This is a genomic window from Streptococcus suis, assembly GCF_002964045.1.
GTDB lineage: Bacteria > Bacillota > Bacilli > Lactobacillales > Streptococcaceae > Streptococcus > Streptococcus suis_U.
In genome coordinates this window covers 1-10350 of record NZ_POPB01000622.1, presented here as the reverse complement: position 1 = coordinate 10350, position 10350 = coordinate 1, and the positions used below count along the sequence as shown (strand labels likewise).

The window sequence follows — 10350 nt, the reverse complement described above, 5'->3', positions numbered from 1 at the left end:
CCAAGAGAGTAGAAACAGAAAGAAAAACACAGACAGTTCGGCTGGATTTCATCTGAAGCAGCTCAATCTGTCTGTGTATTTTTTTAGTTATTGGCTAGTTTTTGCCCAGCCTCGAGTCTTAAAAAATCGCATCAAGAAGTGACGTACTTCCTCCACCGCCATCACCACCAGCACCGACAATATGATTGCCAATGACCTGAGCAAAGGTTTCAATGTTCAAACTTTGAACGTAAATTTCCCCGTATCCTGAGAAGGTATTAACAATTCCTTCCCCTGTACCGATAGATTGCAGGAACCCGTTCTCCATATGAATGTCATAGTTGAGGTCACGGCTCCAAGCTACCACATGGGCATTATCAATGGTAATACTCCCGCCATCCAAAGTTAGCTTCTTAATAGAACCAAAGGCATTTGCCAAAAGTGTACCATGCCCCTCTGTCGTCATGACAAAGAGTCCGCCCTGACCACCAAAGAAGGCACGACCAACACTTTGGCGTTCCATCTTATACTGAGCTGAACCATCAAGGGCAAGAAATGCGCCATCATTAAGGCGGTATTGCTCTGCACCAAGTTCCAAGGCAATAACCTGACCTGGCGTTGAAGGCGCAAGTGCAATTTTTCCATCGTCACTATTGGAAATGGCTTGCGTGATAAACATGGACTCACCTGATACCATTGACCGACCGATGGCCCCCATCAATTTACCAAAACCTGAACCACCACGCGCATTGAGCTTGGTATTCAAGGTCACACTGGGCGTATGGTAGACCATGCTCCCTTGTTGAATATAAGCTGATTCACCAGCTTCCAAAGCAATTTCCACCAAAGGAAATTGCATATTGCTATCAATCGTGTATTTCATCCGGTTGTCTGACATAGTTGCCTCCTATTTTTTACGAAATGTACCTGTTAACCACAGGATTGCTATAATAAACCAAAAACAAGCTAAAATAAACCAAATCATTTTTAACTCCCTTTTGTACTATTTTTATAACACAATTCTACACCTTAAAAATGACAGTGTCAAGCATTTTTATAAAAAAATAAAGGAATCCAAACAATTAGATTCCCCGTCATCATATAACCTCTGTCATCCGACCCGTATCCACATCATAAACCGCTCCAGAAATTTCAACGTCGTCAGGTATGAGCGGAGATTGTTTCAAGAGAGCAATATCTTCCCGTACGCTTTCTTCAATGTCTGTAAAAGGAAGAAAGTCCTGACCAGCCACATCCACTCCCAAATCCCGCTTGAGTTGGACCGCAAATTCTTCATTGGTAAAGGTCTGGGCACCGCAGTCTGTATGGTGGAGGACAACGATTTCCCTTGTGCCGAGCTGCTGCTGGGAAATGACTAGCGAGCGAATCATGTCCTCCGTCACGCGCCCACCTGCATTTCGCAGAATGTGAGCATCACCAAGAGCCAAACCCAAAGCCTGAGCAACGTGAAGCCGTGAGTCCATACAGGTCACGATAGCCACCTTGGTCTTGGGCTTAAGTGGCAGGTGATAGGTACCATGCAGGTCAACATAGGCCTTGTTGGCCTTCATAAAGTTTTGAAAATAAGACATAGGACCTCCTTGTCTGATGAGAATTTCTGAAATTTTCAGAAATAGGTTAGACCTAGCTTATCACATTCCCGACTATTTGTCGCAAAAAGAGGAGCGACTAGCTATCACTCCCGAATGATTTTATCAGTTGAATACTTTCTGCAAGACTTCGCCAATGGTGGTCACGCCGACAACAGTGATTTCCTTGGGCACCTTGATACCTGTCAGGGAATTTTTGGGGGCATAGACCTTGGTAAAGCCCAATTTGGCGGCTTCGTTAATCCGTTGTTCAATCCGATTGACGCGGCGGATTTCCCCTGTCAGTCCGATTTCGCCTATAAAGCACTCTTGTGGGTTGGTTGGCTTGTCCTTGTAACTGGAGGCAAGGGCAACTGCGACTGCCAGGTCAATAGCTGGCTCATCCAGTTTGACTCCGCCTGCTGACTTGAGATAGGCATCTTGGTTTTGGAGGAGCAGGCCTGCCCGTTTTTCCAACACCGCCATAATCAAGCTGGCACGGTTGAAGTCCAAGCCTGTCGTGGTCCGCTTGGCATTGCCAAACATGGTCGGCGTCACCAGAGCCTGCACTTCCGCAAGAATGGGGCGGGTGCCCTCCATGGTCACGACAATAGCCGAGCCAGTCGCTCCGTCCAGACGCTCTTCCAGAAAGACCTCACTTGGATTGAGAACTTCGACCAAGCCCTGTGACTGCATTTCAAAAATGCCGATTTCGTTGGTAGAACCAAAGCGGTTTTTGACCGCCCGCAAGATACGGAAGGTGTGCTGTCGCTCGCCCTCAAAATAGAGAACGGTGTCCACCATGTGCTCCAAGGTCCGCGGTCCAGCCAGGGTTCCTTCCTTGGTCATGTGGCCGACGATAAAGGTTGCGATGTTGTTGGTCTTGGCAATCTGCATGAGTTCATTGGTCACTTCACGGACCTGACTGACAGAACCTTGCACGCTAGAAATATCAGGGCTCATAATGGTCTGGATAGAGTCGATAATCAGGAAATCTGGCTTAATCTTCTCAATCTCGGTCCGAATGCTCTGCATATTGGTTTCCGCATAGAGATAGAACTCGCTGTCGATGTCGCCCAGACGCTCCGCCCGCAACTTAATCTGCTGGGCAGATTCTTCCCCCGACACATAGAGGACCGTTCCAATAGTAGAAAGCTGGGTAGATACCTGTAAAAGCAGGGTGGATTTGCCAATCCCTGGATCGCCTCCGATTAGGACCAGACTGCCTGGCACCACACCGCCACCGAGGACACGGTTGAACTCCTCCATGTTGGTCTTGGTGCGGGCCACTTGAATAGAGGAAACTTCATTGAGTTTCATAGGTCGGGTCTTCTCACCTGTCAGGCTGACCCGCTCGTTCTTGACTTCAGCAACTTCCACTTCCTCGACAAAGCTAGACCAGGAGCCACAGTTGGGACAACGGCCCAGATACTTGGGCGAGTGGTACTCGCAGGATTGACAGACAAAGGTTGTTTTTTTCTTAGCGATGATGATTTCCTCCTATTTCCCCGTCGAGCCAAATCCGCCCGTCCGAACGCCGTCGGCCTGGTCACCGTCAGCCAAGAGGAAGGGGGCAAAAACAGCCTGCACAATTCGCTCGCCTGCTTCCACCACGACAGTTTCCTCTGTGATGTTTCGCATCTGGGCAAAGATATGACCTTCATTGGCTGGATTGCCGTAGTAGTCGCCGTCGATAACCCCAACCGAATTAATCAGGACCAGCCCCTTCTTACGAGGGTTAGACGAACGGTCGTAGAGATAGAGGACCTCATTGGCCTGCATATAGGCCTTGACACCCGTTGGCACCAGCTTAATCTCGCCTGGCTCCAAGCTGACGGTTTCTGCAGCCTTAAGGTCGTAACCTGCTGCGTGGGCCGTTTCACGTTTTGGCAATAAATTTTCATCAGTAAACTGGCTGACCAGTTCGAATCCACGGATTTTCATAAGAACTCCTTACATCATTTTCTTCTTTTTATTCATAGTATTCATTCGCATTTTTCGTCACAAATGCAAAAAGTGTTGTTAAGGGAAAGGCATACTCGTCATCAAAGCGAGCCGCACGTAGCCACAAGTCTTGGTCAACCTTACGGAGATAGACACTGCGAGGGAAGGTAAATTCGTCTTCCAACTGAGGCGACAGCAGGCAAATGGCCCCGTCTGGTGATTTCCCTTGGGAGAGTATGGCATCTTGACTGACTTCCTGTTCCAACAAGGCCAGCCGAAGATAAACTCCCAGATGAGCTGGTGGTAATTGATACCCCATCTCCACGGCTCTCTCCTCTATCTGAGGAGCAGTTGCTTCCCGATCAAATCCCATATCAGCTAGGCTGACAATCTCAACCAAGCACTCTTGCTGCTCCTCCACCACTTGATATGCCGAATGAGCTAGGTAGGTCTTGAAATAGGCATTTACCAAAATCCCCTTGTCATCTAAGTAGGCAGGGATTTCTTCTTTTTTCAGGGGAAATAATTCAACTCGAACGCTCTATCTCTTCATAGGTCTATTATACAGGAAATACAGGGTAAAGCAAAACTCCAACCTAATGGCTGGAATTTTGAATTTATTCAAACACAAACTGATTGTGGTAGAGTTCGGCGTAGAAGCCGCCCTGTTTAAGGAGTTGGCTATGGTTGCCTTGCTCGATTACTTTTCCATCTTTGAGTACGATGATTTCATCCGCATTGAGAATGGTTTTGAGGCGGTGAGCAATGACGAAGCTGGTCCGTCCAGCGATAATAGCCTCCATAGCCTTTTGAATTTTGGCTTCCGTCACCGTATCAACGTTTGAGGTTGCTTCGTCCAAAATCAAGACTTGTGGGTCTGTCAAGAGCGTACGGGCAATGGAAATCAACTGTTTCTGACCTGTCGAGAAGACATTCTCATCATCGGTCACAAAGGTTTCATAGCCCTCTGGCAGACTCATGATAAAGTCGTGGATATGGGTGGCACGAGCTGCGGTTTCCACCATTTCCTGCGAAATGCTCTCATCACCGAAGCGAATATTGTCCGCAATAGTACCCGAGAATAGCACTGATTCCTGCAAGACAATGCCGACCTTATCCCGCAAGCTGTCCAGATCATATTCCCGAATATCGCGACCATCAAAGGCCACGCTACCACCATTGACATCATAGAAGCGGTTAATCAAGTTCATAATGGTAGTCTTACCAGACCCCGTCGGACCAACGACCGCTACCATTTTGCCCTTAGGAGCAGAGATAGATACCTTGTCCAAGACCTTCTGACCTGGCAAGTAGCCAAAGTTGATGTCCTTGATTTCAACTCCTTCTTTTAATTCGGTAAATAGCGGAGCGTTTTGAGGGCGAACTTCCTCAGGCTCATCAAACATTTCCTGAATACGATGAGCTCCTGTGAAAGCTAGCTGCAATTCTGCCCAGCTGGCAGCAACCTGCATGATTGGCTGGTAATACTGTTGCGAATATTGAACAAAAGTCACCACCAGACCAAGTGCGGCAGCTGTTTCCAGTGAGCTGTCATTGAGAACAATGCTGGAACCTGCAAAGATAACAATGGCCGTATTGACCAAGCTCATACCATTCATAAATGGGAAGAGAATCCCACCAAACAAGCGACCCTTGAAGGTCGTGCGACGAACTTCTTCATTGAGTTCCAAGAAACCATCAATCGTCTCTTCCTGCACACCTTGTACAATAATCGCTTTTTGTCCAGAAATCTTCTCATCCATGTAGGCATTGAGTTTAGATACCGCAGCCTGTTGCTTATCCGTATATTTCCGTGATAGGCGGATGATAACGACCAAGGCAATCAAGGCAACTGGCGTAGAAGCAATGGTCACCAAGGCCAAGCGAGTATCCTGACGGAACATCATGATGACCATACCAATATAAAGAGCAATGTTGGTCACCACTTGGGTCAAGGACTGGTTGAAAGCGTTTTGGATATTGTCTAAATCACTGGTAAAGCGAGAAAGAATATCTCCATCCTTGTGGCTGTCAAAGAAGGCAACTGTCAAGCGTTCCAACTTGCCAAACAAACCTTTTCGCATGCGATTGGTTGAATGAGCAACGATGCGTGTAAAGAGCAGGGTATAAATCAATGTTGAGAGCACAGTCGCCACATAGGCCAAAAAGAGATTGAGCATGACCCCATTAAAATCAGCTAGGTCAGGCTTGAAATCTGACTGACCCATTTGCACCGAAGCAAAATAAGCCTGACCAATTTTCCCCATCTCTGCAATCGCATTACCCAGGAAAACAGGTGTCTTAACCTGCAAATAAGTCGCCGTCACAATGGCTAGAAAAATCACAGCAAAGGACAGCTTATAGCGTTTAAAATAAAACCAGAAAAAACGTAAAGTCTTCATCTATTCATCCTTCCCTTTCTGTGTTTCGTAAATTTCTCGGTAGACGTCATTTGTTGCTACCAGCTCAGCGTGAGTGCCTTGACCAATCAAGCGACCTTCATCAAGAACCAAGATCTTATCAGCTTTGACAACAGAAGAAATCTTCTGGGCAACGATGACCGTCGTTGTCCCCTTCAAATCATGGTTGAGGGCTTCTTGCACCAACTTCTCCGATTTGGCATCCAGGGCTGAGGTCGAGTCATCCAAGACCAAGACCTTAGGCTCTCCGATCACCCCACGAGCAATGGACATCCGTTGCTTCTGACCACCAGAGAAGTTATTTCCACGTTCTTCTACTTGGCTCTCATAGGTATCATCCAAGCGGTCAATAAATTCTTTGGCTTGGGCAATACCTGCGGCCCGCTCCAAACGTTCCAAATCTGCACCAGGTGCACCTTGACGCAGGTTGTCTGCAATGGTCCCTGAGAAGAGAATAGCTTTTTGCAAAACGATAGACACTGTATCTCTCAAGGTTTCCTGACTGATGTCTTTCAAATCACGTCCACCAATTGACACAGTCCCTTCCTGTGGATCAAACAAACGCGGAATGAGCTGAGCCAGTGTTGATTTACCCGCACCCGTCGCACCGACCACACCGACCATCTGACCAGACTCAATCTCAAAGGAGATATTTTTCAAAGTTGGCTCAGTGTCATGCGGATAGGTGAAGCTGACATTGTCAAAGACAATCCGTCCATCCAAGTCCTCTTTTGCACCTTCTTTAAAGGTCATCGCTGGCTCTGTATCTAAAACCTCACTCAAACGTTTAATGGAAATAGCAGCACGTGAAGCCTGCATCCCCATAAAGCTAGCCATGATAATGGCAAACATGATTTGCATGAGGTAGCTCATAAAGGAAGTAAAGCCCCCAACTGCTTCGATATTAGTGTCTAACATCCCTGAAACAAGATAAAGCGACACAAAAATCGCCATGTAAGCAATCAACATCATTAAGGGTTGCAAGATAGAAAAACCATAACCGATAAAGAGGTTGAGGTCCAAAAGCTCATTGGATACTTCTTTAAATTTAGCGTATTGATTTTTCTCCTGTACAAAGGACTTAACCACACGAATCCCACGGAGATTTTCCTTGGCAATACTGTTCATCTTGTCCATGAGGGACTGGAATTTACTAAAGCGTGGCCCCATCAAGCCCATCACAACTGCCATGATTCCCATGATGAGAATGACCATGAGCACAATAACCCACCAAAGTTCTGGCAAAGTGCGCACCGCCATGATAAAGGCACCAACAAAGAGCAGAGGTACCCGCATCAAGATCGTAAAGAGCATCATAACAAGATTTTGGATTTGATTGACGTCGTTGGTCATACGAACCACCAAATTCCCTGCATTAAATTCCTCTACATTGGCATAAGAAAAGCTCTGAATTTTCCGAAAGGTCTTCTCACGAATATCCGCAGATACTCCCTGAGAAATCTTAGCCGCCATGATGGTATTGGCCAGACCAGCCAAGAGACCGATTCCCGCAATCAGCAAGAGGAACTTACCGACACGGACAATCTCTTCCTTATCATTAGCCAATACAGCAGTCAATACATCCTGCAAATAACTAGGTTGCATCAAAGTCGTCGCTACAACAATAGAAGTCAGCAAGACTGATGCCAAGGCATACCATTTATAACGTAAAATGGCTTCTTTAAACATGTTTTTTCTCCTTATAATTTCTAATATTTTCTTTTAATTGATTGGCCACCTGTTTGATCAAATCAAATTCTTCCTTTTGAATACCTAAAAATAGAGAACGATCCATCTCCTCATGGAAATCTTTTAATGGCTCAATCTTGCTCCGCCCCTTCTCTGTCAAAACCAACTGCTTATAGCGTTTGTCAACTTGTGAAGATATGACCTGGATAAAGCCGTTTTTCTCCATTCGCTTGACCAGGTTACTGGCTACTGATTTGGAAATACAAAGCTCTGCTTCGATGTCTTTGACAAAGGTCTCACCGTCTACCCGCTCCGACATAAAGAGTAAGGCCCAACCCTGTGGACCGGCTAAGTGCTCCACATCGTATTCCTTTGCAATGGTTTCACTGATTTGTTCAATCTGATTTAATAGATTCCGAAAATCTGCAATAGTATGTCCCAAAATATCTCCTTTCCGTTATATAATTACCATGAGAACTATTGTAGATTTTTTGACAACTATTGTCAATCATTTTAACTCCTATTTTCTGAAAACGACACGTATTTTCAAACCATCCTCCTACTAACATTTTTCTTCCTTACAGCAATATTGGGCATGAATTGCAAGATTTTATACATAGATTATGTTATAATGTATTAAAATTATACCTACTAGAAAGGATTTTCTATGACCAAACAAACCATTGCTGTCTTGGGACCAGGCTCATGGGGAACCGCCCTTGCTCAAGTTCTCAACGATAACGGTCATACTGTCCGTATTTGGGGAAATATCCCTGAACAAATTGATGAAATCAATGAAGAACATACTAACAAACGCTATTTCAAAAATGTTATCCTAGACGAAAAAATCAAGGGCTATAAGGATTTAACAGAAACACTTGATGGTGTTGACGCTGTTCTTTTCGTTGTACCGACCAAGGTGACCCGTCTAGTTGCCAAGCAAGTGGCCCAAGCTCTCAAGCACAAGGTGGTTGTTATGCACGCCTCAAAAGGTCTGGAGCCAGATAGTCACAAGCGCCTATCAGAGGTTTTAGAGGAAGAAATTCCTGCTGAACTACGATCTGAAATTGTTGTAGTTTCTGGTCCAAGCCATGCAGAAGAAACCATTGTCCGCGATTTGACCTTGATTTCTGCCGCATCGAAAGACTTGGAAACAGCTAGCTACGTACAGAATCTTTTCAGTAACCACTATTTCCGTCTCTACACTAACAATGATGTCATCGGTGTGGAAACAGCGGGTGCTTTGAAAAACATCATCGCAGTTGGTGCAGGTGCCCTTCACGGCCTCGGTTACGGCGATAATGCCAAGGCAGCTATCATTGCTCGTGGATTGACAGAAATCACCCGACTCGGTGTGGCAATGGGTGCCAATCCCTTGACCTACAGTGGGCTATCTGGCGTCGGCGACTTGATTGTTACCGGTACATCTGTTCACTCACGTAACTGGCGAGCTGGCGATTTGCTTGGCAAAGGAGAGAAACTCGAAGATATCGAAGCCAATATGGGTATGGTCATCGAGGGGATTTCTACCACCAAAGCGGCCTATGAACTGGCACAAGAATTGAATGTCTATATGCCTATCACTCAAGCCATCTATAGCGTGATTTATCAAGGTGCAAGTATTCAAGACGCGATTAAGGAAATTATGTCTGGCGAATTCCGCCACGAAAATGAATGGTCATAAAGTAAAGGAGATTTTATCATGTCACAAAAAGTTAGAAAAGCCGTGATTCCTGCAGCAGGTTTGGGAACGCGATTCCTCCCAGCAACAAAAGCCCTTGCCAAAGAAATGTTGCCAATCGTTGACAAGCCAACCATCCAATTTATCGTTGAAGAAGCTCTTCGCTCTGGTATTGAAGATATTTTGGTGGTCACTGGTAAGTCAAAACGTTCTATCGAAGATCACTTTGATTCAAACTTTGAATTGGAATACAACCTTAAAGAAAAAGGTAAAAATGACTTGTTAAAACTGGTCGATGAGACAACTGGTATTCGACTACACTTCATTCGCCAAAGCCACCCTCGCGGACTTGGTGATGCTGTTCTTCAAGCAAAAGCCTTTGTCGGAAATGAGCCATTTGTTGTTATGCTCGGCGATGACTTGATGGACATCACAGATACAAAAGCTGTCCCATTGACCAAACAACTCATGAACGATTACGATAAGACTCATGCTTCAACCATTGCCGTTATGCCTGTTCCTCATGAGGAAGTTTCAGCTTATGGTGTCATCGCACCTCACGGTGAAGGGATTAACGGTCTTTACAGTGTGGATACGTTTGTGGAAAAACCAAAACCAGAAGATGCTCCTTCTGACCTTGCTATTATCGGACGCTACTTACTCACTCCTGAAATCTTTGAGATTTTAGAAAACCAAAAACCAGGTGCCGGGAACGAGATTCAATTGACAGATGCCATTGATACTCTGAATAAAACGCAACGTGTTTTCGCTCGTGAATTCAAAGGCAACCGTTACGATGTTGGGGATAAGTTCGGTTTCATGAAAACTTCTATCGACTACGCCCTCCAACACCCTCAAGTAAAAGATGATTTGAAACAATACTTAATCGATCTTGGTAAAAAATTAGATAAAAAGAAAAACTAGCAATCGCTAGTTTCAGATTGCAGACAAACATCGTTTTGGTGTTTGTCTTTTTTACTGTTTTTAGGGAAAAATAGCTGTTTTGGTGCTTAAACCACCTCATCTGGACAAAATAAAAAGGCCTTCT

11 protein-coding genes are annotated in these 10350 nt (G+C 45.4%); 2 read left to right on the top strand and 9 right to left on the bottom strand.

The window, feature by feature from the left end:
* Positions 1 to 118: 118 nt before the first annotated feature.
* The 8 genes from C1E99_RS13460 to C1E99_RS13425 form a co-directional block, all read right to left on the bottom strand.
* Complete coding sequence (locus tag C1E99_RS13460; protein ID WP_105207791.1) at positions 119 to 877, bottom strand: TIGR00266 family protein; 759 nt, start codon at positions 875 to 877, stop codon at positions 119 to 121.
* A gap of 199 nt (positions 878 to 1076) precedes the next feature.
* Positions 1077 to 1571: a beta-class carbonic anhydrase gene (locus C1E99_RS13455; RefSeq protein ID WP_105207790.1), complete on the bottom strand. Its 495-nt coding sequence runs from the start codon at positions 1569 to 1571 to the stop codon at positions 1077 to 1079.
* A gap of 123 nt (positions 1572 to 1694) precedes the next feature.
* The gene (gene radA / locus C1E99_RS13450; protein WP_024398839.1) at positions 1695 to 3062 is read right to left on the bottom strand and encodes a DNA repair protein RadA; all 1368 of its coding nucleotides are present in this window, start codon (positions 3060 to 3062) and stop codon (positions 1695 to 1697) included.
* Between the two features lie 6 nt (positions 3063 to 3068).
* Complete coding sequence (locus C1E99_RS13445) at positions 3069 to 3512, bottom strand: dUTP diphosphatase (protein WP_002939955.1); 444 nt, start codon at positions 3510 to 3512, stop codon at positions 3069 to 3071.
* 28 nt (positions 3513 to 3540) lie between these two features.
* Entirely contained in the window at positions 3541 to 3984 is a 444-nt protein-coding gene (locus C1E99_RS15065) for a hypothetical protein (protein ID WP_105207789.1), read from the bottom strand.
* 145 nt (positions 3985 to 4129) lie between these two features.
* Positions 4130 to 5914 (bottom strand): ABC transporter ATP-binding protein, encoded by a 1785-nt coding sequence (locus C1E99_RS13435; RefSeq protein ID WP_105207788.1) that lies wholly within the window; start codon positions 5912 to 5914, stop codon positions 4130 to 4132.
* Positions 5915 to 7621: an ABC transporter ATP-binding protein gene (locus tag C1E99_RS13430; protein WP_105207787.1), complete on the bottom strand. Its 1707-nt coding sequence runs from the start codon at positions 7619 to 7621 to the stop codon at positions 5915 to 5917.
* The gene (locus C1E99_RS13425; protein WP_105207786.1) at positions 7614 to 8063 is read right to left on the bottom strand and encodes a MarR family winged helix-turn-helix transcriptional regulator; all 450 of its coding nucleotides are present in this window, start codon (positions 8061 to 8063) and stop codon (positions 7614 to 7616) included. Before C1E99_RS13425 ends, C1E99_RS13430 begins: the two co-directional genes overlap by 8 nt.
* 225 nt (positions 8064 to 8288) lie before the next feature.
* Between C1E99_RS13425 and C1E99_RS13420 the strand changes: the two genes are divergently transcribed.
* Positions 8289 to 9305 carry an NAD(P)H-dependent glycerol-3-phosphate dehydrogenase gene (locus tag C1E99_RS13420; RefSeq protein WP_105100650.1) on the top strand — a complete coding sequence of 339 codons (1017 nt, stop codon included), beginning with the start codon at positions 8289 to 8291 and terminating at the stop codon, positions 9303 to 9305.
* 18 nt (positions 9306 to 9323) lie between these two features.
* Entirely contained in the window at positions 9324 to 10226 is a 903-nt protein-coding gene (gene galU / locus C1E99_RS13415; RefSeq protein WP_105207785.1) for a UTP--glucose-1-phosphate uridylyltransferase GalU, read from the top strand.
* Here galU and C1E99_RS15340 read toward each other — a convergent pair.
* On the bottom strand, positions 10132 to 10350 hold a 219-nt coding region (locus tag C1E99_RS15340; RefSeq protein WP_153060276.1), incomplete at its 5' end, for a hypothetical protein. The genes galU and C1E99_RS15340 overlap by 95 nt on opposite strands.

Bases quoted from the DNA above. Each gene is read 5' to 3' on its own strand.
- C1E99_RS13460 (WP_105207791.1), bottom strand. From the start codon at position 877: ATGTCAGACAACCGGATGAAATACACGATTGATAGCAATATGCAATTT.
- C1E99_RS13455 (WP_105207790.1), bottom strand. From the start codon at position 1,571: ATGTCTTATTTTCAAAACTTTATGAAGGCCAACAAGGCCTATGTTGAC.
- C1E99_RS13445 (WP_002939955.1), bottom strand. From the start codon at position 3,512: ATGAAAATCCGTGGATTCGAACTGGTCAGCCAGTTTACTGATGAAAAT.
- C1E99_RS13435 (WP_105207788.1), bottom strand. From the start codon at position 5,914: ATGAAGACTTTACGTTTTTTCTGGTTTTATTTTAAACGCTATAAGCTG.
- C1E99_RS13430 (WP_105207787.1), bottom strand. From the start codon at position 7,621: ATGTTTAAAGAAGCCATTTTACGTTATAAATGGTATGCCTTGGCATCA.
- C1E99_RS13420 (WP_105100650.1), top strand. From the start codon at position 8,289: ATGACCAAACAAACCATTGCTGTCTTGGGACCAGGCTCATGGGGAACC.
- galU (WP_105207785.1), top strand. From the start codon at position 9,324: ATGTCACAAAAAGTTAGAAAAGCCGTGATTCCTGCAGCAGGTTTGGGA.